Origin of the sequence: Mesorhizobium sp. M0870 (genome assembly GCF_040319775.1) — a bacterium.
Taxonomy (GTDB): domain Bacteria; phylum Pseudomonadota; class Alphaproteobacteria; order Rhizobiales; family Rhizobiaceae; genus Mesorhizobium.
This window is the reverse complement of sequence record NZ_JAMYOI010000019.1, coordinates 1-23,960: the sequence shown is the minus strand read 5'-3', so window position 1 is coordinate 23,960 and position 23,960 is coordinate 1. Positions and strand designations below refer to the sequence as shown.

Genomic DNA, 23,960 nt, shown 5'->3' with positions numbered 1-23,960 from the left:
CGGAGGGGCGGAAGTGATAATAACCGCCAACGGCACTGGTCGTTTGCGGCAACCGCCATTTTGCTCGAGTTGATCATACGGCGGCGGTGTCGCGTGTGAAGGCGCGAAGCTGGCGTCGAGTACGGCTTGGTAGGCGGTGCTCGCAATTTCCAGATCGCATCGTCGTGGTCAGCGCCAACGGCGTCAATCTCTACGTCTCGACGTGGCTTTCATGCAGCGGGAGCGCTGCAAAGAGCACAGCCATTCTCGGCTCTGATGCCACCGATGAACCGCGAGCCAGAGGGATCGACTGGCAGCACTCTGTCAGTGAACATCAACGGGTCGTGCTGGACCCTCGTCGTTCCCGCCTTGTGCCAGCGCATTCATTCCATCATGGGTGCCACGGCTATTCAGGGAAAGCGAAGCTCTCGGCCTCCTCTAGACCAACGGATTTCGTCATGTGGCGCAGGCGTTCCGGCGAGAGGAACTCGCCTCTCACAGCGCTTCCGAACAGGGGTAAGTTAGCCTGTCATCTGGACGGGCTTATGAACAGGCGACCTATTTGGTACGCGCTGGCGCCAGCGATGCGGCCCGGTCCAAAGCCGGCTAAAACGAGGAACCCACCACGCTCTGTGCAGCAAAACCGCTAGCCAGAGGGATCGACCGGCAGCACTCTGCCAGAGACCATCAAGGGCGTGCCGGACCGCGGCCATCCCGCTGGTCTGACACCGCATTCCTCCATCATTGGCGAGCCCACGTCAGTTCAGGTCATGCGGATTCATCTGGCATGGGTATTGCGGCGGCGTTGGTGCAGCGTTCGACCGGAGCGCCGCGATAGGGAGAAGCCCGGGAGAAGTCACGCCACCTCGATCCGGTCAGGGAGAGAGAAACAGTGTCAGCTGCACAAGTCCGCGGCGCGAGTCCCGCGCCCCGCAAACCCTTCTACACCAAGCTCTACGCCCAGGTGCTTGCCGCCATCGCGCTCGGCGTCGCAATTGGCTATTTTTATCCGGAGACCGGCGAGAGCCTGAAGCCGCTGGGTGATGCCTTCATCAAGCTGGTCAAGATGATCATCGCGCCTGTCATCTTCCTGACAATTGCCACCGGCATTGCCGGCATGAACGATCTTCATAAGGTCGGCCGGGTCGCCGGTAAAGCAATGGTCTATTTCCTCACCTTCTCGACGCTCGCGCTGATCGTCGGCCTCATCGTCGCCAATGTCGTCCAGCCTGGCGCCGGCCTCAACATTGATCCGGCCTCGCTCGATGTCCAGGCCGTGAATACCTATGCCGCAAAAGCCAGCGAGCAGTCGGTCACCGGCTTTCTGATGAACATCATCCCGCCAACGATCGTCGGTGCCTTCGCGGAAGGCGACATCCTGCAGGTGCTGTTCTTCTCGGTTCTGTTCGGCATGGCGCTTGCGATGGCCGGCGAGCCGGGCAAGCCTGTCGTTTGCTTCCTTCAGGCGCTCATCGCGCCTGTCTTCAAGCTCGTTGGAATTCTGATGAAGGCCGCGCCGATCGGCGCTTTTGGCGCAATGGCCTTCACCATCGGCAGATATGGCATCGGTTCGGTGGTCAACCTCGCGATGCTGGTCGCGACGTTCTATTTCACCGCCTTCCTCTTCGTGTTCGGGGTTCTCGGCGCGGTCTGTCGCTACAACGGCTTCTCGATCTGTTCTCTCATTCGCTACATCAAGGAAGAGCTGCTGCTTGTCCTCGCAACGTCCTCCTCGGAGGCGGCGCTCCCTTCGCTGATGCAGAAAATGGAGAAGGCGGGCGCCAGGCGTTCGGTTGTGGGTCTCGTCATCCCGGCCGGATACTCATTCAATCTGGACGGCACGAATATCTACATGACGCTGGCGGCCCTCTTCATCGCGCAGGCGACGAACACGGATCTGTCCATCGGCGATCAGGTGCTGCTGCTGCTCGTAGCAATGCTTTCCTCCAAGGGCGCTGCAGGTGTCACAGGCGCGGGCTTCATCACCCTGGCGGCTACGCTCGCCGTAGTTCCGAGTGTTCCCGTTGCTGGGATGGCACTGATACTCGGCATCGACCGCTTCATGTCCGAATGCCGGGCGCTGACGAATTGCGTCGGCAACGCAGTGGCATCCCTCGTCGTCGCCCGCTGGGAAGGAGAATTGGACCGAGCACAGATGAAAGCCGCCTTCTGCGGTCATCAGCTTGCCAAGGCATCAAACCGGCTACCCTCCTCCAAGTAAGGTGGGCGGCCCACGACCTGTTAAGTCGCCTAGCTGGTCACATGAACTGAACGACCGACCCGCAGCCTCTAAACGGCTCCTCACGGACCATGTAGCCGAAGCGCTAAATGTGTGAGTGCAAACCGTCACCGCCCTTTAAGCGAATGAGCCTTTCAGTATACCCGGCCGGTTTACGTCTGGAATGATGTTCGTCCAACACGCTGTTGGCCGTTCGTATGGGACGTTTTCACTTTGCCACCCGAAACCGAAACCCGTTAGGCGACAGAGAGCCGGCCGGCGTCAAAAAGATCAGAATAGGACCTATGACCAAGCGCCCCACAATTGCCGATCTCGCCCGCGAAGCCCGAGTCAGCGTAGCAACGATCGATCGGGTTCTGAACGCCCGCCATCCGGTGCGCGAGGAGACCGCGCGGCGGGTCCACGACGCCGCCCACGCGATCGGCTATCATGCTGCCGGGCTAATCAAGCAGCGCTTGCGGCGAGACCTACCGCACTACCGTCTGGGCTTCATCTTGAGAAAACCGGCCCAGCATTTCTACCAAGATTTTGCGCGCGAGGTCGAAGCATCGGTCAATTTGGCCCAGTCCTTCCACGGCATTCCGCTCGTCGAATTCGCCCCGTCACATATGCCGAGCGACCTGATCGCGCGGCTCAAGGATTTGGGCGCACGCTGCCATGCGATCGCGATGGTGGCACCGGACCACCCGAAAATTACAGCAGCGGTTGAGGACCTCAAGGCCAAAGGCATTCCGGTTTTCTCGCTGCTTTCCGACTTCGCCGCCGGCGTGCGACAGGGGTATATCGGCCTTAACAACCGCAAGGTGGGGCGCACGGCCGCTTGGATGGTGTCGAAGGTCGCAAAACGGCCCGGCAAAGTGGCGGTTTTTGTCGGCAGCCATCGTTTCCAGGGGCACGAGCTCCGTGACGTCGGCTTTCGCTCCTATTGCCGTGAGAACGCGCCCACGTTCGAGGTGCTGGATCCTGTCATGAACCTCGAGAAACGGCAGATCACCTACGAGGCAACGCTTGATCTCATGCAGCGAGAGCCCGAGCTCGTCGGCTTCTATGTCGCCGGCGGCGGCATGGAGGGCGCCATCTCCGCGCTCCGAGAAGAGGGCAAAAGTCGCGATCTCGTCGCGATCGTGAATGAAATCACGCCGGAGTCTCGGGCGGCGCTCGCAGATAATATCGTCACGATGGCGGTCGCCACGCCAATGCGCCGACTTTGCCGGGAGCTGATAACGCTGATGACGCGGGCTATCGAGACCGGCACCGCTGAAACACCCGGACAGACATTTCTCCCGTTCGACATCCATCTGCCGGAAAATATATGAAACTCATGGACTCTATCGTGAGCGGGGAGTTTCCTTTCATAAACGAGAGAAAGTTGAATGATGATCCCATCCCGCGGGGTGGCCGCACCCACGGACCTCAGCCGGGCAGAATGTAGCGCCGATTAGACGAACGGATCGGCCACGCGTTCAGGCAGAAGCGCGGGGTCAATTGCCTGGGTCCGCAGCGTCAAGCTCGACCGGCTTCATTGCCAAGTGCCCGACTTTCTCGGTGCAGGGGACTGTCGTCGACGCCAGTAGCCGAGCGAGGCTGGCACAGATGATCGACCACGTGGACCGCCATCTCCTCGCCTGGCCGCGCGTGAAAAGCCGCGGCAAGGCCTGCGACGTTGGCAATTAAGTGGGGCTGAGCATCTTCTGGGACTCCGCAAGCAAAATCGGAGGCGGCAGTCAATTCAGTAGCAACCCCGGGCGTGTGTTCTGCTCGTTCCTGGCCCTCGTACTTGACAAGCAACTGCGCCGCTCTGCTGGGCAAAGGCCCGGTGTTTAAGTGGGGCTTAACATCTTCCGGGACTTCGCACGTGAAATCGAGGTGGCAGTCGGTACCAACAACCGCAAGGTCGGATCGGCGTGCCCGAGACGCTCATTGATTTCAGGCAAAGGCGCCAGGCGAGATGCCTCCTGCAACATCATTTCCCGCATCCACATGCTTGCCGGATCAGTATTGTGAAGCTCAGGCCACTGGACGGCCTCCGTGAATGCGGGAGGAGGAAGTGGCGGCGGAAGTTGGACAATCCGCAGGGGTGTTGTTTTTGCGAAATGCTGCGCCAGCCGTAAGGGCATGGTCCCGATGCGGTTGCTGCCTGACAGGACGGGCGCGATCAGGCTAAAGCCCTGTACGACGACCTCGACACGTCTCTCGAAACCGTGCTCGAGCAAATACCATTCCTCCATGGTGGGCTGCCGGGTGTGCCTGAATTTGAGCACGACATGCCCCATGGACAAGTATCGCTCGAATGTAAGTGGCTCTGACAGCTGCTTGTTCGTGCCGCAGCCTACGCATACGAGCATATCTTCGAACAGGGCTGCGCGAGGATGTTTCGACATGAACACTTCCGGCATAATCAGAAAATCAAGGTCGCCGCGCCGGAGAAGCTCCTCGGGGTCGTCGCAAATAGGCAGACATTCAAAGCGAACGGCGGGAGCTTCCCGCGCAGCACGCTCTACGATCTTCTTAAAAAATACGAGCGTGATGTAATCGGAAAGCATCATTCGGAAGAGACGATCCGATTGGGCCGGGTTGAAAGCGTCGGAGGAAATAATCGATAGCTGGATGTGCAGCAATGCCTCCCGGACTGCTGTGGCGAGCCCGTCGGCGCGCGGTGTCAAAATGAGCTCGCGGCCGTTCATCGTAAATAGCTCATCGTTGAAATAGGCGCGTAACCGAGCAACGGCGGCGCTCATGGCCGGCTGGCTCAGGTTGATACTGCGAGCCGCGGCAGTGACTTTACGCTCCCTCATCAGAGCGTCCAGCACAACGAGGAGATTTAGATCGAGTCCCTTGAAACGCATGTCATGTTCTATCCAACGTGTGGATGCGTATCATTCAAACAATCAATTTTACGAATTTACGAGCCATGCATTAGAGGAACGTTAATGAGCGACGTCAAGCTCAAATCGACGACACGGGCCGGAACTTCGAGAGAGCGTCTGGCTCACCTTCGCCAACGACAACGGCTGAATGCAGCCAACAGCGCCGCTTTGGTCGGGTAATGCGGCCGCAAAAACTAATATGAAGAGAGGTCCTGAATGCGCCACCAGGTGCAGTGGAAGTTGTGCTGGGAAAACGAGTTGCAGCTCTCCGATCACGTTGAGCTCGCCGAGTTCTTTCGTGATACGTACGGGCCGACTGGGGCGTCGAACGCAGAACCGTTCGAAGGTAGTCGAAGCTGGGCCGGAGCCAGGCCTGAACTCCGCGTGATCGCCTATGATTCAAGTGGTGTAGCGGCTCACATGGGCATACTGCGCCGTTTCATCAAGGTTGACGCGGTCGACCTGTTGGTGGCTGAGCTGGGCCTGTACGGGGTACGTCCGGACCTTGAGGGTCTCGGAATCGCCCATTCAATCCATGTCATGCTTCCAATACTGCAGGAGCTTGGCGTTCCATTCGCTTTCGGAACGGTCCGGGACGCGCTGCGGAATCATGTTGAGAGGTTCGGGCGGCGATACAGGCCTTTGGCCGTTTTGTCGGGAATTCGCGTGCGCTCCACCCGACCAGAGGCCCGCCTCGACCTGCCGCCCACACGCATCGATGACGCACTCACCATTGTTCTGCCGGTTGGACGGCCGATCAGCGAATGGCCCACGGGCACGATGATAGATCGGAACGGACCAGAGCTATGAGCCGTCCCGATTGCTTGTACGAAGTGCGCCGTGAGTGCTCTGACGGCACCGGCCGTCGCAGCGTTTATCTGACGTTTGACGACGGTCCCAATCCACTGTTCACACCGGAGATTCTCGATGTGCTGGCAGAGCAGCGGGTGCCGGCGACTTTCTTCGTCATCGGCGCCTACGCCTTAGAGCACCCAGATCTAATCCAACGGATGGTCGCAGAAGGGCACGAGGTAGGCAACCACACGATGTCTCATCCGGATCTGTACCAATGCGGTTTCGGCGAAGTGCAACGTGAGGTCTTTGAAGCGAACGACGCCATCATGAGAGCGTGCCCGCAGGCCTCGGTGCGCTATGTTCGCGCGCCCTACGGCGCCTGGAGCGAAGAAGTCTTCACAGCCTCACAGATCGCCGGGCTGGCGGCCCTCCATTGGTCCGTCGACCCTCGAGATTGGTCTCGCCCTGGGGTCGACGCGATTATCGATAAAGTGCTCGCCTCTGTCCGGCCGGGCGCAATCGTACTCTTGCACGACGGATGCCCTCCCGGCGAGTTAAGCCAGGGCGCTCACGCCGGTCTGCGCGACCAGACGGTCACGGCGCTGTCCCGGCTGATTCCAGCATTGCGTGAGCGCGGATTTGTAATCCGCTCACTTCCTCAACATCACTGAACAAACGAGATCCCATGACTCTTCTTGGTACAACCAGCACTGTGGCCATATCGCTTTATGCGCTGCTCTCGACTGCTTATAAGAGCATGCAGGGGATTTATGCTCTGCCGACAAACGACTCATCGGCGTTCGAGGTTCTCGTCGGCTCCGATCAACTGCCCAGCGTGGATGTCATCGTCCCCTGCTTCAACGAGGATCCGCGCACGCTTTCAGAGTGCCTGGCTTCCATTGCCGACCAAGAATACGCCGGAAGACTTCGGGTCTATGTGGTTGATGACGGTTCTGGAAATCGCGAAGCCTTAGGAACTGTCCACGAAGCCTACGCGCGCGACCCCAGGTTCGACATCATTTTGCTTCCCGAGAATGTTGGAAAGCGCAAGGCGCAGATCGCCGCGATACGCCGCTCATCAGGGGATCTGGTGCTTAACGTTGATTCAGACACGTTACTCGCGTCCGACGTCATTGCCAAGCTTGTACCGAAAATGCGAGATTCAGCGGTCGGCGCAGTCATGGGTCAGTTGACGGCCAGTAACCGGACCGAGAGCTGGCTGACCAGGCTGATAGACATGGAGTACTGGCTGGCTTGCAACGAGGAGCGCGCGGCGCAGGCTCGCTTCGGTGCCGTTATGTGCTGTTGCGGCCCATGTGCCATGTACCGCCGGTCTGCGCTCCTTTTATTACTGGACCAGTACGAGTCGCAGTTTTTTCGGGGCAAGCCAAGCGACTTCGGTGAGGATCGCCATCTTACTATCCTGATGCTGAAAGCAGGCTTTCGAACCGAGTACGTTCCGAGCGCCATCGCGGCCACAGTCGTCCCGAACAGACTCGGACCGTATCTGCGCCAACAACTCCGTTGGGCACGAAGCACATTCCGGGACACGCTGCTTGGGCTGCGCTTGCTGCCCAGCCTGAATAGCTATCTCACGTTGGACGTGGTCGGACAGAATCTCGGCGCGCTACTCCTCGCCGTATCGGTATTAACGGGCCTCGCACATTTCGCACTGACAGGCTCTGTGCCTTGGTGGACAGGACTGATGATTGTGTCCATGACCATGCTCCGATGCAGCGTGGTAGCAGTTCGTGCCCGACAGTTTCGATTTCTGGGCTTTTCGCTGCACACGTTCATCAACATCTTTCTCTTGCTTCCGTTGAAAGCCTACGCGCTGTGTACATTGAGCAATAGCGATTGGCTGTCGCGAGGCTCTGCTGTCGCTACATCGAACACTGGGGCAAAACAGGCCCCCACCCAAACTCCGATCACTGGTTCCAGCAGGGCAGAATTCTCGCCGCATGCGGCTCCGCTTCGCAGGCTCAATCTTGCGCGGGATTCTTCGGAATTAGTGCTGTCGGGCAACATTTGCGGCGACGAGTGATCGCTAATTACTTAGTGGACGAGAGGTGCACGAGTTTGACCCCGAACGTGAATCATCAGTTGCTTGATCGGGAATTGGCCGCAGACGATCCGTGGCTTCTCGACGGCAATCCGTTCGAGCGGAAGCGCCACACGCAAATGCTCCAGCTGGCGCTTGCCCAAGGCTCCATTTCAAATGCCCTCGAAGTCGGGTGCGCTGCCGGCGCATTCACGGAAAAACTAGCCCCCTACTGCCAAGGGCTCACCGTCATCGATGTCGTGGCGCAAGCGATTGCTCGAGCACGTCAACGGATAAACGAGCCGTCGCGCATCAACTGGATAGTCTCCGATGTTCAACAGTTTTCGACCGACGAGTTGTTTGACCTGATCGTTGTGGCGGAGGTCCTCTACTATCTCGAAGACATAGCCGAGATGCGCGCGGCCGTCAAAAACCTGGTGCGGGTGCTTGCGCCTGGCGGGCATCTGATCTTCGGATCGGCAAGGGATGCTAATTGCCGTCGCTGGGGTCACGCCGCTGGTGCTGAGCCGGTCATCGCCATGCTGAACGAAACGTTGATCGAGGTAGAGCGTCTTGAGTGTCGGGGCGAGTCGGTCAACGAAGACTGCTTGCTCGTCCGTTTCCGAAACCCGCTTTCCGCTTCCTGATGATCGAATCTATCGCCGTTAACCTGGAGACACTATGCGCATCTTTGGTATCAAGCTGACCCATGATGGGGCGATCGCCCTGGTCGAGGATGGACGGCTCGTCTTCTGCGTTGACCAGGAAAAGCGGCACAACGATCCGCGTTACCAAGCCATCGATAATCTCTACGCAATTGTCGCCGCTTTACCGGAACAGGGGCTAAATCCTTGTGACGTCGATCAGTTCGTTATCGACGGCTGGGATGGCGAAGACGAGTCACAGTTTCAGGTCCGGCAGGCAACCAAGCAACCGCCAGTCTTGGCGTCCCTCTCGGTAAAATGAACCCATGTCCATGGTAGCGATCGATCTTACTGACGTAAGCAAAACTTATGACAAGCTCGTTGTCGACAGGCTGTCGTTCCGCGTTGCGGCGGGGGAATGCTTCGGGCTCTTGGGACCGAACGGCGCGGGCAAAAGCACGATTGCGCGTATGGTCCTCGGCATGACATCGCCCGATGCGGGGAAGATTACTGTGCTCGGCGTTCCAGTGCCGGCGCGCGCGCGTTTGGCACGTATGCGCATCGGCGTGGTCCCGCAGTTCGACAATCTTGATACCGCGTTCACTGTACGCGAGAACCTGTTGGTGTTCGGGCGCTACTTCCGGATGAGCAGACGCCAGATCGATGCGGTCATACCATCGCTGCTTGAGTTCGCCCGCCTCGAGAACAAAGCGGATGCGCGCGTCGCCGAACTGTCCGGCGGCATGAAGCGGCGCCTGACGCTCGCGCGTGCGCTGATCAATGACCCGCACTTGCTGGTGATGGACGAGCCGACCACCGGCCTCGATCCGCAGGCCCGCCACCTGATCTGGGAACGGCTGCGATCGCTGCTGGCGCGGGGCAAGACTATTCTTTTGACTACCCATTTCATGGAAGAGGCCGAGCGGCTGTGCGATCGGCTGTGCGTTATGGAGGAGGGGCGCAAGATCGCCGAAGGCCGCCCGTCCGCACTCATTGACGAGCAGATCGGCTGTGACGTGGTCGAGGTCTACGGCGGCAATCCGCATGAACTGGGTGCGCTGATCCGGCCGTACGCACAGCGCATCGAGGTGAGCGGTGAGACGCTTTTTTGCTATGCACCCGATCCGGAGCAGGTGCTGGCGCAGCTACGCGGGCGCGCGGGTCTACGCCTTCTGCAGCGTCCCCCCAATCTCGAGGATGTGTTTTTGCGGCTAACCGGGCGCGAGATGGAGGACTGAACAATGGGCGAACGTTATGCGGCGGGCATGCCCGCCAATGCGTGGAATTGGGTCGCGGTTTGGCGCCGCAACTATCTTGGATGGAAGAAAATCGGGCTTGCATCGGTGCTCGGCAACCTCGCCGATCCGATGATCTATCTGTTCGGTCTCGGCTTTGGAATCGGAACAATGATAGGTCCTGTTGAGGGCACTTCGTACATTGCGTTTCTCGCGGCTGGCATGGTTGCCACAAGCGCGATGGCATCGGCGACCGCTGAAACGGTTTACGGGAGTTTCGGCCGCATGGGCGACCAGCGCACCTGGGAAGGAATGCTATGCACTCAGCTGACGCTCGGCGATATCTTACTCGGCGAATTGGCCTGGGCAGCCACCAAGGCCCTGATGGCGGGCACAGCAATCACTATTGTTGCGACCACGCTAGGCTACGCATCGTGGCCATCCATCCTCTGCTTGCTGCCAGTCATCGCTCTCAGTGGCCTCGCCTTCGCGAGTCTAGCGATGGTCGTCACGGCGCTTGCGCCCAGTTATGAATATTTCATATTTTATAATACCCTTGTTATAACACCCATGCTCTTCCTTTGCGGCGCGATGTTTCCGGTCAACCAATTGCCCGGCGCTTTTCAGGACGTCGCCTCCTTGTTGCCCCTCGCACATGCAATTGACCTCATTCGTCCGGCGATGCTTGGCCGTCCGGCCGGCAGCATGGGCCTGCATATCGGCGCGCTTTGCATATACACGGTTTTGCCGTTCTTCCTATCGGTTGCTCTGTTTCGTCGTCGGCTGATGCGTTGACGCTCTCACCATTCGTGAAATTGATTGTTTGGGCGATACCCATCCACGGGTCGGATAGGTCAATGCATGCGTTTTAAGGGACTCGATCTAAATCTCCTCGTTGTGCTGGACGCTTTGATCAGGGAGCGTAAAGTCACCGCCGCAGCCCGCAGCATTAACCTGAGTCAGCCGGCCATGAGCGCCGCCGTCGGTCGGTTACGCGCCTATTTCAGCGATGAGCTATTTACGATGAACGGCCGCGAACTCATTTTGACACCGCGCGCGGAGGGGCTCGCCACAGCAGTCCGGGAGGCATTGCTGCACATCCAGCTGTCGATTATTTCCTGGGACCCCTTTAACCCGGTCGGATCGGATCGTCGCTTCCGCATCATCCTTTCCGATTACCTCACACTCGTATTTTTTAAGAAGATCGTAAAGCGTGCTGCGCAGGAAGCTCCCGCCGTCCGCTTCGAATGTCTGCCTATTTCCGACGACCCCGAGGAGCTTCTCCGGCGCGGCGACGTTGATTTTCTGATTATGCCGGAAGTGTTCATGTCGAAACATCCTCGCGCAGCCCTGTTCGAAGATATGCTCGTATGCGTAGGCTGCGGCACGAACAAGCAGCTGTCAGAGCCACTTACATTCGACCGATACTTGTCGATGGGGCAGGTTGTGCTTAAATTCGGGGACACCCGGCAGCCCTCCATCGAGGAATGGTATTTGCTCGAGAACGGTTTCGAGAGACGTATCGAGGTCGTCGTACACGCCTTTAGCATGATCCCGCCCCTTCTATCAGGCACCAGCCGCATCGGGACCATGCCGTTGCGGCTGGCGCAGCATTTCGCGAAATTAACACCCTTGCGGATTGTCGAACTTCCGCCGCCACTTCCTGCCGCATTCACGGAGGCCATCCAATGGCCTGCGCTTCACAATAATGATCCGGCAAGCCTATGGATGCGGGAAATGATGTTGCAGGAGGCATCTCGTATGATTGCCCTGCCTAAGAGCACCGGACGTCTCAGTTGTCGGCCGAATTGAGAAACTGACCCCTCGGTTATGAGAGGAGGCATGGATGGCGATTGGGATTGGGCGATTCCTGCATTGTCGAGAACGATGCAGGGAGAGCAGATCCTTCAGCCTGAAGAGGTGGCAGCGATGCTGCGGCGGCATGAGGTTGGCGGGGAACCGACGGGCGAAGGAATTCGGGTGCGCGCGCAACACCATGCATCGGCATCTAAGCGAGGGCGGGACTGTTCCGTTTCGCAAGCCCGTGCGGCCGACGGCGTTTGACGGACTGGACGATTGGCTGCGGGAGCGCTTCTTCCCCCATGGGTCGAGCCGGAGACGATCTCGACCCGCTCCAGATGCACCGGGAACGCCTTGCGCGGTCGCGCAGCACGTCGCGGCTCGCCTGTCGGTCTTGCGGCCTTGCGGCCTCGAGTTCGGACTCAATCGCGCCGAGCCCGGTCTGGATTCGAAGGCGAAGGCCTGCTGGGCACGTTCGAGCTTCTCGGAGCTGCGACCGAAGCGCCGCGCTCCAGCTGCTTGACGATCCCTGAAGGTCGGCGAGCCTCTCCTGGGCACGCTCGTTGAGTGTCGCCATCCGGACGATCTCGGCCTTGAGTGTTCGCTCCGGAGTTGTTGCAGTTCGGCCTTCTCCGCCGCCATGGGGACGAATATCGCCTTGAGCGGAACGATTTCGTGGAGACGGGCCAAAGCGCTTCTCTTCATGACGCCGACAAAAGCTTATTTTGCACGGCCAGAGGCCCGCCTTTTGCGCCTGAGTCACTTCGCCACGGCCTATCCGGCCAACGTCGGACGCCGTCTCCGTTCGGCTTAAGCGCGCCAGTCCATGCCTTCGACGAGCGCCATCAGTTGGGCGCGGCAAGCCGGATCACGCCGTTCTCCACCCGCGGCCAGCGGAACTTGTCCTCGTCCAGCGAGGCGCAGGTCGGGGAGTATGGTGAGCGCAAGGTGGCGGCTGAACAGGAACTGCGACGGATCGATATCGTCGCGCCGCAGTCAGGCACCATTCAACAACTCGCAGTTCATACGGTCGGCGGAGTGATTACGCCCGCCGATCCGATCATGCTAATCGTGCCGGAAGGCGACGATCTTGCGCTGGAAGTACGGATCACCCCGAAGGACATCGACCAAATCCAGCTTGGTCACAAGGCCGTGCTGCGGATGTCAGCCTTCAATCTGAGAACCACGCCGGAATTGAACGGATATGTCAGCCGGATCGCAGCCGATCTGGCGACGGACGAAAAAAACGGCATTTCGTATTACCTGGTGCGTCTATCGGTTCCGCATGCGGAACTGACGAAGCTCAAGGACCTGACGCTCGTGCCCGGCATGCCGGCCGAAGCGATGGTCCAGACGGGCGAGCGTACGGCGCTTTCCTATTTTGTGAAGCCGCTGTCGGACCAAATCAGTCGGGCATTCCACGAGGAATGAAAGTAATTCTATTAGCTTGGCGTAGGCCGCGTCGCGTAGAGCCCGTGCGGCCGACGTGCGGAAGCTGTCGTTCCGAGATCCTTGAACTCGCGGCTCGCGCGAACGCGCTCCCTAATGTTCCATTGCTCGCAATGGGCAGTGCTGGCGAGATACTCGGCAACACAGCCCTATGCCTGTTCTTCCGAGGCCGGCTTGACGGTGAGCGAATGCGTAACGCAGCTGTGAGGACCCGTCAGTTGTCGTTTCAGCTCGGCTTCGTCAACTTCGACAGCCTGTCGGCGAAAGGCGCTATCACGAGGCCATTGGCGGCAAATTGCCCTCCCCTTGTTGCGCGGTAGCAGCATGCGTGTCGGGGAAGGAACCGTCTCCGGCCCCCATTCATCGCTGAGGCCGCGCCGTACCCGCCGCCACCGGAACTTGTCCACGTCCAGCGCTTACGGTGCGGGTATGCCGGCGTCGAGCAAACAGAGAGAGATTTGGGCCCAACCAGGGCGGCCGGTTACCAAGTTTTCCTCGTCCGCTTGAGTGTGAATGTTCGGGTCGATCGTCTGGGCGCGTCCCCGCCGCCTGCGAGCCCGCTACTGCTCAGCGGAAGGGCGAAGTGAACGTGAATGCATCCATTTCGTAAATGTGTGTCTATCCAAGCAATCGATTTCTCTAATTACCCGATGAGCAATATGAACGCGTCAGGCAGGGTGCATCATCAGGAGTATTTTTCGATGGCAAACATTATCAAGGGTAGCCCGGATGCCGAAACACTCCTCGGCACCAAGGGTGAAGATTGGATGGAGGGTTTCCAGGGCGGTGACTGGATTGACGGTCGTGGCGGCAACGACGAGATCTCGGCTGGCCCGGGCAGTGACCGAGCCCTTGGCGGCGAGGGTAACGACCGCATCTTCGGCGGAGAAGGCTGGGACGATCTCTCCGGCGACAACGGCCGCTTCAACGCGCGCATCTCCGGTGAGGACAATGACAGGCTCAGCGGCGGTCCCGGCCAGGATGTCCTCTACGTGGGTGACGGCCAGGATACGTTGACCGGGGGCACCGACAATGACACGTTCGTGTTCCAGTTCCACAATCCGGTGCCTGGGGTCGATCCGAGTGTCGGGTCGAAGCCGGACATTACCACTATCACCGATTTCAACCCGGCGGAGGACAAGTTCGCCTTCGATGCGGTGGGCCTCTACAACGACGGTTTTGGCGCGAACTTCGTCAACAACGCCAGTATACAGTCCGGCTACCCGGTGAGCAGCTTCTACAGTGGCGCGGCCTCGGGTGCGAACGGCGAACATGTCGTGGTAATCACTGGCGAATCTTTCAACTCTGCTAATGAGGCAGCGCGTGCGATCTCCGGCGAGCACGCCGGCGACATCATTGTCTACCAAAGCAGCTACACCGACAGAGTCGCAACTCTGGCCTATGTCACCGCCGACGGCAGCGCGCACGAGTTCGCCCACCTGGGCGGTGTGGTCACCGTGGCCGACCTAGGCCTGACCGCGTCGGACTTCACCTTCGTTTGATCCAGAAAACCGATACGGAACCGCGCCCCGCCCCCCTGGGCGGGCGCTTTCCCGTTTCCGCTACTTGCCATGGGCCGGGGCGGCCGAGGGGCGCCCGGGAGCAGTTGCAGCGTGGATAGCTTGACGAAGCCCTGCGCGTCGCGCTGGTCGTGCACCGAAATCTCCTGAAAGTGTGGAGGCGGAAGCCTGTCCGGGCCCTTGCGGCCGGCCACGATGACGTTGCCCTTCCAAACCTTCAGCCGGACGGTTTGTTGACCCGCTCCATTAAATGCCGGGACCAAACATATTCGGCGGGAGCACTGATCCTGAACCAGCGAGCGGATGCAGTCGGTCGCCGGTCGGGGAGCAATATGGGGCTGAGTCGCCAGCCTCCGGAACTTACGTGAGAAGCCATTCCTTGAAGGATTCAGCTTTGAGACCTTTCCCTCTGAGTTCCGCTATTTGGGGCGTTGTGTTGATCAGCGGCGCGGTCAACGTGCTTGCGCTGATCTCGCCGCTGTTCATGCTTCAGGTCTATGACCGCGTTCTGGCAAGTGGCAGCGTATCGACGCTGGTGGGGCTCGTCGTGCTTGCTGCGGGGCTTTATGCGTTCCAATGCCTGCTCGACATTTTGCGCGCCCGCGTGCTGCTGCGGATTGGCGAGCGTTTCGATGGAGAGTTTTCCGGACGCGTTCACGATGCGATCGTTCGCCTTCCGCTTTCAACGCGCATGCCGGGCGACGGCTTGCAGCCGCTTCGCGATCTCGACAATGTTCGCGGCTTCTTGGGTGGAAACGGTCCGACAGCGTTCTTCGATCTGCCATGGATGCTGTTTTATCTTGGCATTTGCTTCCTCCTTCATTTCTGGATCGGCATGACGGCACTTATCGGGGCGGTCGGCCTCACATCTCTGACACTCCTTGCCAACACTCTCTCGCAACGGCCGATAAGCGATACCGTTGCCCACAACATGGCACGCAATGGTCTGCTGCAAGCAGCGCGTTGCAATGCCGAGGTCGTGCAAGCTCTCGGCCTTGGAAAGCGGATCGCTGCCCGATGGCAAAAGGCCAATGCCAAGTGTCTGGCCGCCAACCGGAAAGCTGGGGACGTGGCAGGTGGGCTGGGTGCCATTTCAAAATCGCTGCGCGTGCTGCTGCAATCGGCCATTCTTGCCGTCGGCGCGTACCTTGTCATCAGACAGGAGGCTACGGCCGGGGTTATGATTGCCAGTTCGATCATGATGGGGCGTGCGCTGGCTCCGGTCGATCTGGCCATTTTAAGCTGGAAACCTTTCCTCATGGCGCGCCAGGGTTGGGCGCGGCTGGAGGACCTCTTGGAAAAGGTTCCTGAATCCGCTCCTGTTATGCCAATGCCTGCACCTGAACGCGAACTGCGCCTCGAAAGCGTGACAATCGTTCCGCCCGGCGAAAGGAAGCCGACCGTGACCGGCCTTGCGTTTGCCATTCAGGCGGGAAGCGCACTCGGGATCATCGGTGCATCGGGCTCGGGCAAGTCGACACTCTCGCGCGCCATCGTCGGCGCATGGGCGCCGGTCGCCGGAAAGGTTCGCATCGACAGCGCAAGCCTCGATCAATGGGACCGGGAAGCACTAGGCCGTCATATCGGCTATCTGCCGCAAGGTGTTGAACTGTTCGACGGCACCATTGCCGAAAACATTGCTCGTTTTGAAGATAATCCTGACCCTGACGCTATTGTCGCCGCGGCGAAGGCAGCGGGCACGCACGAACTGATCCTCCGATTTGAGCACGGCTACGAAACTCCGATCGGTGAGGCCGGATCGGCACTTTCCGCCGGGCAGCGCCAGCGTATCGGTCTTGCCCGTGCTCTTTATCGAGACCCTTTCCTTGTTGTGCTGGATGAACCCAATGCCAATCTCGACGCGGAAGGCGAGGCTGCGGTCGTTAAGGCGATCGCCTCCGTGCGCGAGCGCAAGGGCATTGCGGTTGTCGTCGCCCATCGGCCGAGCGCCATCCGCGCCGTGGATTTGGTGTTGGTGATGGAAGGTGGACGGCAGCGAGCATTCGGTGCGCGTGATGAAGCACTTTCCAAAGTCCTGAAGGGGACAGCGATGGCACGAGGCGCTGGCGTCAAGGCCATCGAATCTACACAGGATCATGTGGGAGAGCGCGCTGACATGGAGGATCCCGGTGTCCGGCATTCATCAGAACAATGACGTTTCCAGCTCCATTCGCCGCCACCTGGTGGCGGGCCTTCTGGCGAGCGTAATCTTTGTGGGAGGAGCCGGAGCCTGGGCGGCCTTCACGAATCTCTCCGGTGCGGTTGTCGCGTCCGGACACTTTGTCGTCGATTCCTATGTCAAGAAGGTGCAGCACCCGACCGGCGGGGTGGTGGGAGAAATCCTGGTGCGCGAAGGCGATAAAGTGAAAGCCGGCGACATCCTCATGCGGCTCGATGCCACCCAGACGCGCGCCAATCTCGCCATAGTCACCAAGCGGCTCGATGAGCTCGCCGCCTACCAGGCAAGACTCGATGCTGAACGTGACGATCTCGCGGAGATCGCCTTCCCGGACTGGCTGCTCGTCCGAAGAGATGTTCCGGACGTAGCTTCGGCAATACATAGCGAGACGCTGCTGTTCGAATTCCGCAGACAATCCCGCGACGGAAAGCAGGCGCAACTGGCGGAACACATTACTCAATATCACCACGAGATCGAAGGATTCGAGGCGCAGGAAATTGCCTGTGAAAAAAGGATCGAGGTTCTCCTTAAGGAAATTGCTGTTCTGAGTGGGCTGCGCGACCAAGGCATTGTCTCGGACCAACGGTTGAACAGCCTGAAGATCCAGGTTGCCACTTTCGGTGGCGAACGCGGTGAGAAGATCGCACATCAGGCACAGACAGCAGCCCGCATAGCCGAAACGCGCCTGCAGATCCCGCAGATCGATCAGGATTTCAAGACCGAAGTCGGCCAGGAGCTCAGAGAGGTTCAGGCGCAGATCGGGGAGTATGGTGAGCGCAAGGTGGCGGCTGAACAGGAACTGCGACGGATCGATATCGTCGCGCCGCAGTCAGGCACCATTCAACAACTCGCAGTTCATACGGTCGGCGGAGTGATTACGCCCGCCGATCCGATCATGCTAATCGTGCCGGAAGGCGACGATCTTGCGCTGGAAGTACGGATCACCCCGAAGGACATCGACCAAATCCAGCTTGGTCACAAGGCCGTGCTGCGGATGTCAGCCTTCAATCTGAGAACCACGCCGGAATTGAACGGATATGTCAGCCGGATCGCAGCCGATCTGGCGACGGACGAAAAAAACGGCATTTCGTATTACCTGGTGCGTCTATCGGTTCCGCATGCGGAACTGACGAAGCTCAAGGACCTGACGCTCGTGCCCGGCATGCCGGCCGAAGCGATGGTCCAGACGGGCGAGCGTACGGCGCTTTCCTATTTTGTGAAGCCGCTGTCGGACCAAATCAGTCGGGCATTCCACGAGGAATGAAAGTAATCCACAGAAATATATTGTTGGTATTTATGTTGGTTGTTCGCAGGCTACGTGGGTAGTAACATCCTGAAAGTACTGGCATAATTTCCTCACTTGGATTCCGCCTCTGGCACCATTTTCCAGACAATATCAATGACTTAATCGTTGGACGCTTAGCCGTCTTGCGCGCCGTCAAGACCCTGCCCACTACGTCAGATACGACCGCCTTTCCGGCCTTAATTCTAATCATCTGGCTACCGACGCCGCGCACTCGGTCATATCTTCCGGACTGGGTTCAAGTGGCGCCCGCTGCCCACTTGAAATCGCCACCGTCAACTGTCATATTTTACGCGACAGTTGACGCAGGAGGCGCACATGACGGCTACGGCGGATAAGGTCGTTACGGAAGCGAGAGACGGCGGTCTCCAACGAGTGGAGGCACTGCTCGGCGGGTCTCGTATATTGTCGCGTCGATTGACCAGCGCACTTGATGCGCATGAATTGCTTCTAAGTGGCCTGCCGGCCTCGGCGCTAAACCATCTCGTCGGACAACTGGTCTTCATTGACAAGACGGCGTCCCTCGAAAAGGCGGTTGGTATGAGCCTGCGAACCTGGCAGCGCCGCAAAGACGCTCCATCCAAGCCTCTTAGCCAAGAGCAAAGCGGACGGACTTGGAAATTCGCAGAGATCCTGGCGAAGGCGACGGATGTCCTCGGTACGCAGGCGGAAGCTGAGCAATGGTTGGAGCGCCCGGCGATCGGTCTCGACCAGCGCCGTCCGATCGATCTTCTGGGCACTCCCGCCGGCGTGGAACTGGTCGAAGACTATCTCGAACGGCTTGAATACGGCGTCTATGCATGACGCCTCTGCCAATAGCGCTCGGAGGAACGGAACTCATCGCGTGGCGGCTTGACCAGGCCGTCCATGCCGCGACATGGAATAGTGGCGAAGGTGCCTATCGGGTGGGCGGCCGCTGGAACAGCAAGGGCGTAAGAGCTGTGTACTGCTCGATCGATCCCGCCACGGCTATCCTCGAAGTCGCCGTACATAAGGGTTTTCGCGCCCTCGACACAGTTCCTCACACGTTAACAGCCGCTGTCATCAGCGATGCATCGGCTATACATGTCGTCGATCCTGCAAGCGTGCCCAATCCGAACTGGCTGCGCCCCGGCATACCAAGCGCGGGTCAGCAGGCATTCGGGGATGACCTTCTGATGGGCCATCGCGTGGTGGCGATACCGAGTGCGGTCTCTTCACATAGCTGGAACTTGATCTTCGTGGCAAGCGTAGCGACAGATACCTATGCGCTGAAGCTCCAGGAAACTTTTGCTCTCGACACAAGGCTGCATCCCCCGGCCGGCCGCTAATCTGGCCGCGTGGGCGCTGTGTGCAAGGCGTCGGCTCACCGGGAGTCGCAGCCAAAATATCTGCCGCTTGGTGACGGCCAGCAGGGTGGCCATAAAAGCTGGCCAACCGGTCACCGCAAGCATCATTGGCCGAAACAAGTTTGCGCTCTTCTGCCTGCATGCGGATTTAATTTGCTTGGCCACCCGTCAACCCTGGGGCAAACTGCCTGCCGGGGCTGCAGGAGGTGAAATGAGAGCACGCGCAGCAACGCTTGGGGATCTGGAGGATGTCTTTCGCGGTCTGTCCAAGCGGATGTCGGACGAATACGTGGCGGCCGGCAAGGACAGCAAGATCGCCTACGACAATCTGATGATGAATTTGAAGGAGGGCCGCGCGCACGCGCTTGTCGAGGGCGACAAGGCCGTGGCGATTATCGCCTGGCACGAGAACAGCGACGCCGCCGACACGCTGTTCGCCGCACGGGAGGATTTCTTCCGTGCGGCGACCGTTCGCTTCTGCAAGCGGCATATCCGGCACATCCAGGCGCTCGCCGGCAACCTCGCCATCCACTCGCGCAGCTGGCTGCAGGGGCCGGATGTCGCAAGATGGTTTGGCGTTATCGGCTATGTCGAGCGCGGCCGGGAGAACGGCGCCACTTTGTTCGAGCTGCCGCCGGCTCGCGGATAAGCAATCGCGGGATATTGCCTGGCAAGCTTGCAGTTCGAAGCGCTCTCCCAGGAGGGCGCGAAGCTCTGCCACCAGCCGTCCTGGCAGAAGCTGTGAGACGCGCTGCCGTTGATTTCCAGATGTTTCCTGCGACTATCGGAACGCACGCTTGCGGAAGATAGAGGTCGAAACAATGCATCTGGACCACTCCGATCACGTCTTCGTCGACCTCGTGCCCGAGCAGTTCGGCCCGTCGGAAACCATCGTCGCGCGCTATCGCGGGCTTGTCGCCACCGCCTTTCGCTATCGATCCGGCGTTGCCGGGCTTCGGATCAGCAACGCGAAGGGCGAAATCGTCATGCTGCCGTTCCAAGGACAGCAGATCTGGGACGTGACCTTCCTCGGCCGCTCCCTGACCATGCGCTCGATGTTCGATGAGCCGGTCGCGACCCGGGACTATCTTTCCAACTACGGCGCGTTCTTCATTCACTGCGGCGCTACCGCAATGGGAAATCCGGGCCCGGATGATCGTCACCCGCTTCACGGCGATCTGCCCAATGCGCCTTATCAGGACGTGCAACTGATCGCCGGCAGCAATTCCGAAGGACCCTTCCTGGCGCTGACGGGGCGCTGCCGACAGACCGTCGCTTTCAGCCATGACTATGTGATGGAGCCGACCGTACGGCTGCAACTCGATGCCAGCAGCGTCGCAGTCGACATCGTGATCGAGAACCTGAAACGCTCGGCCATGGAGTTGATGTACCTGGCGCACATCAATTTCAAGCCGGCCGACGGCGGGCGCCTGGTCGACACCGTAGCGGATGATTCCGCGGACATTGTCGTGCGCCAGACGCTGCCGCCCTTTTTCACACCGAGCGAAAGCTACCTTGCTTACCGCGATGCCGTTGTCGCCGATCCTTCGCGGCATCGCCTGCTGACCAAGGGCGAGCCGATCGACCCAGAACTCGTGCTGACGATGAGGGCTAAGGCGGACCTCCAGGGCTGGGCGCACGCCTTGCAGGTCCATCCGGACCGTACGGCGGATTTCGTCAGCTTTCGCCCCGACGAGCTCAATTATGCCGTCCGCTGGATCACGCGCGGCGCCGACCAGGACGCACTTGGCCTCGTGCTGCCGGCCACCGCCGAACCAGACGGCTATCTTGCGGCCAAGGAAAGAGGCCGCCTGGTTCGCGTCGTACCCGGGGAAAAATTCCGCTGTGCCCTGCGTTTTGGCGCTATGGACGCGGACGCAGCCGCACAACGGGAACAAGCCATCGCAGCGTTGAGAGGTGAAGGCCGTTAGTCGCAAGCCCTGACCGCAAACGCTGCCTGAACCGCGCGATTGACCGTGACCGGCAGGATCGACATGTGGTTCTCGCCGGCGTGCAGCTCGAAGCGCGCGCGCACGCCCGGGAGAGCATCAAGCCGCTGCGCCATTGCCCGCGCGAATTCGTCGGTGCGTGTCACCTTCTTCTGCCGCAGGCGCTTTTCCTCGTCCTCGGCGCCAATCTGGAACGGTGCCAGCTTCTCGGTCTCGTACTCGCCGGCCGACAGGATCATGGTCGCCGCCAAACCAGCGGGAACGGCGGCCTCGAAGGTTTCGAGAAAGCGGTCGATGGCACGCTCTTCCCAATAGAGGGCGGGGCTTGCCGCGATCCAGGTCTGGAAGGCAGAAGGCCGCGTGAACAAGGCATAGAGCGCAAACAGACCACCGAAAGAATGGCCATAAAGCGCCTGGCGGCTTGTGTCGACCGTGACCCGACCGGCGACCCATGGCTTCAGCTCGTCTTCGATGAAGGCAAGGAATTCCGCTGCCCCACCCGTCCGGACTTCGGGCGTGCCCTCGTAGAAGGGCGGATAGGTCTTGCCCGGCGGCGGGCCGAGGTCCCATGAGCGGCGCAACGGGTCGTAGCCGCCCTCGACGGGATAGCCAATGGCGACGATGACGCCCCAGCCGACATTGGTGCCCGTTGGGTAGAAGGCCTGCGCGCGCACGGCGTCGACCGCCGTGCCGATGACGGCATTGCCGTCGGTCATGTAGAGGACCGGCCAGCCGGCTTCTGGCACCGGCCCGGACGGCACATGCAGGAATATCCGCCAGGGGGCGCCGCCCTGCGCCGGGACGAAGTCGTGGATCGTGGTGTCGGCAATCAAGGCTGGCGCCGCCATCGACTTGGACATGGATATCTCCAGAGGGACAAAAAAGTCAGCGGCGGCGCAGCAGCCACATCAGCACCGGGCCGCCGATGAGCGTGGCGACGAGACCGGCCGGGATCTGGCGCGGGAAGATGGCGGTGCGGCCCACCCAGTCGGCGGCGACCATGATCAGCGCGCCGGCGAGCACCGCGCCAATGGCCTGCGGCAGCGCACGGGAGAGGCCAAAGCGACGGGCAAGGTGCGGCGCCATCAGGCCGATGAAGGTCAGCGGACCGACGATCAGCGTCGAGGCTGCGGTGAGTGCCGCGACCACCAGCAGCACGAAAAGCCGCGTCCTCTTCAGGTCAATGCCAAGGCCCTGCACAGCGGCGGGGCCAAGCGGCAGGATGTCGAGCCAACGCATGAAGAAAGGCGCGAGCGCGAAGAGGCAGACGGCGATACCACCGGTCAGCAAGGCGTCACCGACATCGACGCCATAGGTCGAGCCGGTCAGCCAGTTGAGCAGCAGCATGGCACGCGGATCGCCGGTGGCGGTGAGCACCAGGATCAGCGCGTCGAACAAGGCCGTCAGGGCAACGCCTGCGAGCAGCAGCCGCTCCGGCGCATAGGCGGCACGGCGGCCGATCGCCAGCGTCACCAGCAAAGCGGCGAAGGCGCCGATGGTTGCCGCCGCCGTCTGAACCGGGCGTCCGGCATCGGAGAGCGCAAACAGCGCCACCATCATGCCAAGGGCGGCACCGGCGCTGATGCCAAGCACTTCCGGGCTGGCCATCGGATTGCCGGTCAGCCGCTGCATCATCAGCCCGGCGAGCGCCAGCATCGCCCCGGCGCTCAGCGCGGCAAGCACACGAGGCCACCGCCACGACAGCAAAGGCTGCAACTGGTCGCCGAAGGCGAGGGTCCAGCCATGCGGACCCGGTCCATAGAGCAGGGCCAGCCCGAGCAGCAGAAGCAGAGCCAGGCCGATCGCCACCAGCACAAGGCCGGGCCGGCTTGCGCGCGGCAGGCGCGCGGCCATCAAGGTCGGGACTTCCGAGCCAAGAGCAAGGCGCGGCAGCAGCCAGAGAAGCAGAGGCGCGCCGAGAAGTGCTGTGATCGCTCCGGTCGGCAGCAGGTCGCCTTGCGGTCCAGTGGCGATCTGTACGGCCTGGTCGGCTGTCCACAACAGCGCCCCGCCGATCAGCGGCGCCATCACCAGTTGTTGGCCCAGCCGCCGGGCACCGCCGATGCGCGCGAGCGTCGCCGCAGCCAGGCCGACGAAACCGATGACGCCGACAGCGGCAACGACAAACGCGATCAGGGCGACCGCGGCCGCTAGTCCTGCGAAGCGATAGGCGCCGAGCGGCACGCCAAGGCTGCGCGCGCCTTCATCGTCGAGACCAAGCAGGGCCAGCGGCCGCACCATGAGGAAGATCGCCAGTGCCGCGCCGCCGATGCGTGGCAACAGCCACAGTGTCATCGACCAGTCCTGCTGGCCCAGCGAACCGACGCCCCAGATGAACAGGCCGGCCAACCATTCATGCCGCAGCACAATGAGGGCAGCGCCGATAGCGCCGGCATAGAGACTGACAACAAGCCCCGCCAGCACGACCGAAAGCGGTGACAGGCCTTTGTGCCAGGACAGAGCGATGACGGCGGCAAGGGCAACGAATGCGCCGCCCAGCGCCACCCATTCGCGGCCAAAGGCAAGCAGCGACGGTGACAGAAGCGTTGCTAGAGCGTTTCATATTTTGACGGAAGCGTAGCCTGCGTTTTCGAAGTAGTTCTTGCATTCGGCTGCCTCGATGGTTTCGACG

The 23,960-nt window shown here is 60.5% G+C and carries 18 protein-coding genes and 4 pseudogenes; 19 read left to right on the top strand and 3 right to left on the bottom strand.

The features are described 5' to 3' along the window. Positions 1-871: 871 nt before the first annotated feature. Both NKH97_RS21840 and NKH97_RS21835 read left to right on the top strand, forming a co-directional pair. Entirely contained in the window at positions 872-2,200 is a 1,329-nt protein-coding gene (locus NKH97_RS21840) for a dicarboxylate/amino acid:cation symporter (protein ID WP_023736285.1), read from the top strand. A gap of 302 nt (positions 2,201-2,502) precedes the next feature. Further along, positions 2,503-3,534, top strand: a complete 1,032-nt coding sequence (locus tag NKH97_RS21835; RefSeq protein ID WP_023736284.1) for a LacI family DNA-binding transcriptional regulator — start codon at positions 2,503-2,505, stop codon at positions 3,532-3,534. Between the two features lie 504 nt (positions 3,535-4,038). On the opposite strand, the gene NKH97_RS21830 is transcribed toward NKH97_RS21835, so the two are convergent. Continuing rightward, positions 4,039-5,064 carry a LysR family transcriptional regulator gene (locus NKH97_RS21830; RefSeq protein ID WP_352752764.1) on the bottom strand — a complete coding sequence of 342 codons (1,026 nt, stop codon included), beginning with the start codon at positions 5,062-5,064 and terminating at the stop codon, positions 4,039-4,041. Positions 5,065-5,301: 237 nt separating this feature from the next. On the opposite strand from NKH97_RS21830, the gene NKH97_RS21825 reads away from it, so the two are divergent. The 17 genes and pseudogenes from NKH97_RS21825 to NKH97_RS21745 all read left to right on the top strand — a co-directional run bounded on the left by NKH97_RS21825 (position 5,302) and on the right by NKH97_RS21745 (position 21,310). Beyond that, entirely contained in the window at positions 5,302-5,895 is a 594-nt protein-coding gene (locus tag NKH97_RS21825) for a NodA family N-acyltransferase (RefSeq protein WP_023736281.1), read from the top strand. Continuing rightward, complete coding sequence (gene nodB / locus NKH97_RS21820) at positions 5,892-6,551, top strand: chitooligosaccharide deacetylase NodB (RefSeq protein WP_023760354.1); 660 nt, start codon at positions 5,892-5,894, stop codon at positions 6,549-6,551. Before NKH97_RS21825 ends, nodB begins: the two co-directional genes overlap by 4 nt. A 14-nt stretch (positions 6,552-6,565) precedes the next feature. Next, positions 6,566-7,924 (top strand): chitooligosaccharide synthase NodC, encoded by a 1,359-nt coding sequence (gene nodC / locus NKH97_RS21815; RefSeq protein ID WP_352798748.1) that lies wholly within the window; start codon positions 6,566-6,568, stop codon positions 7,922-7,924. Positions 7,925-7,959: 35 nt separating this feature from the next. Then, entirely contained in the window at positions 7,960-8,568 is a 609-nt protein-coding gene (gene nodS / locus NKH97_RS21810; RefSeq protein ID WP_352675660.1) for a nodulation methyltransferase NodS, read from the top strand. A 34-nt stretch (positions 8,569-8,602) separates the two neighbouring features. Continuing rightward, positions 8,603-8,848 (top strand): annotated as a pseudogene (locus NKH97_RS21805) (carbamoyltransferase N-terminal domain-containing protein); the annotation flags it as partial. Between the two features lie 43 nt (positions 8,849-8,891). After that, positions 8,892-9,803 carry a nodulation factor ABC transporter ATP-binding protein NodI gene (nodI, locus tag NKH97_RS21800; protein ID WP_023736276.1) on the top strand — a complete coding sequence of 304 codons (912 nt, stop codon included), beginning with the start codon at positions 8,892-8,894 and terminating at the stop codon, positions 9,801-9,803. Between the two features lie 3 nt (positions 9,804-9,806). Continuing rightward, positions 9,807-10,595, top strand: a complete 789-nt coding sequence (locus NKH97_RS21795) for an ABC transporter permease (protein WP_023736275.1) — start codon at positions 9,807-9,809, stop codon at positions 10,593-10,595. 66 nt (positions 10,596-10,661) lie between these two features. Further along, positions 10,662-11,612: a LysR family transcriptional regulator gene (locus NKH97_RS21790; RefSeq protein ID WP_352798747.1), complete on the top strand. Its 951-nt coding sequence runs from the start codon at positions 10,662-10,664 to the stop codon at positions 11,610-11,612. A gap of 30 nt (positions 11,613-11,642) precedes the next feature. Continuing rightward, a pseudogene (locus NKH97_RS21785) lies at positions 11,643-11,904 on the top strand (hypothetical protein); the annotation flags it as partial. Between the two features lie 611 nt (positions 11,905-12,515). Beyond that, positions 12,516-13,031, top strand: a pseudogene (locus NKH97_RS21780) (beta-barrel domain-containing protein); the annotation flags it as partial. A 719-nt stretch (positions 13,032-13,750) separates the two neighbouring features. Then, positions 13,751-14,551, top strand: coding sequence for a calcium-binding protein (locus tag NKH97_RS21775; RefSeq protein ID WP_352798746.1), 801 nt, complete (start codon positions 13,751-13,753; stop codon positions 14,549-14,551). Positions 14,552-14,948: 397 nt separating this feature from the next. Further along, positions 14,949-16,724 carry a type I secretion system permease/ATPase gene (locus NKH97_RS21770; RefSeq protein WP_352798745.1) on the top strand — a complete coding sequence of 592 codons (1,776 nt, stop codon included), beginning with the start codon at positions 14,949-14,951 and terminating at the stop codon, positions 16,722-16,724. Next, a complete protein-coding gene (locus tag NKH97_RS21765; protein WP_352720444.1) occupies positions 16,699-18,012 on the top strand; it encodes an HlyD family type I secretion periplasmic adaptor subunit in 1,314 nt (437 codons plus the stop codon). Before NKH97_RS21770 ends, NKH97_RS21765 begins: the two co-directional genes overlap by 26 nt. A gap of 357 nt (positions 18,013-18,369) precedes the next feature. Further along, positions 18,370-18,855 (top strand): type II RES/Xre toxin-antitoxin system antitoxin, encoded by a 486-nt coding sequence (parS, locus tag NKH97_RS21760; RefSeq protein ID WP_352554104.1) that lies wholly within the window; start codon positions 18,370-18,372, stop codon positions 18,853-18,855. Continuing rightward, complete coding sequence (locus tag NKH97_RS21755; protein WP_352441449.1) at positions 18,852-19,361, top strand: RES family NAD+ phosphorylase; 510 nt, start codon at positions 18,852-18,854, stop codon at positions 19,359-19,361. Before parS ends, NKH97_RS21755 begins: the two co-directional genes overlap by 4 nt. A 229-nt stretch (positions 19,362-19,590) precedes the next feature. After that, positions 19,591-20,028, top strand: a complete 438-nt coding sequence (locus NKH97_RS21750) for a hypothetical protein (RefSeq protein ID WP_023813918.1) — start codon at positions 19,591-19,593, stop codon at positions 20,026-20,028. A 172-nt stretch (positions 20,029-20,200) separates the two neighbouring features. Beyond that, the gene (locus NKH97_RS21745; protein ID WP_352441450.1) at positions 20,201-21,310 is read left to right on the top strand and encodes a DUF4432 family protein; all 1,110 of its coding nucleotides are present in this window, start codon (positions 20,201-20,203) and stop codon (positions 21,308-21,310) included. Here the strand turns inward: NKH97_RS21745 and NKH97_RS21740 are convergent. Then, positions 21,307-22,188, bottom strand: a complete 882-nt coding sequence (locus NKH97_RS21740) for an alpha/beta hydrolase (RefSeq protein WP_352774571.1) — start codon at positions 22,186-22,188, stop codon at positions 21,307-21,309. The two genes, NKH97_RS21745 and NKH97_RS21740, sit on opposite strands and share 4 nt — an antisense overlap. 25 nt (positions 22,189-22,213) lie before the next feature. Continuing rightward, positions 22,214-23,884, bottom strand: a pseudogene (gene fhuB, locus NKH97_RS21735) (Fe(3+)-hydroxamate ABC transporter permease FhuB); the annotation flags it as partial. Between the last annotated feature and the right edge of the window lie 76 nt (positions 23,885-23,960).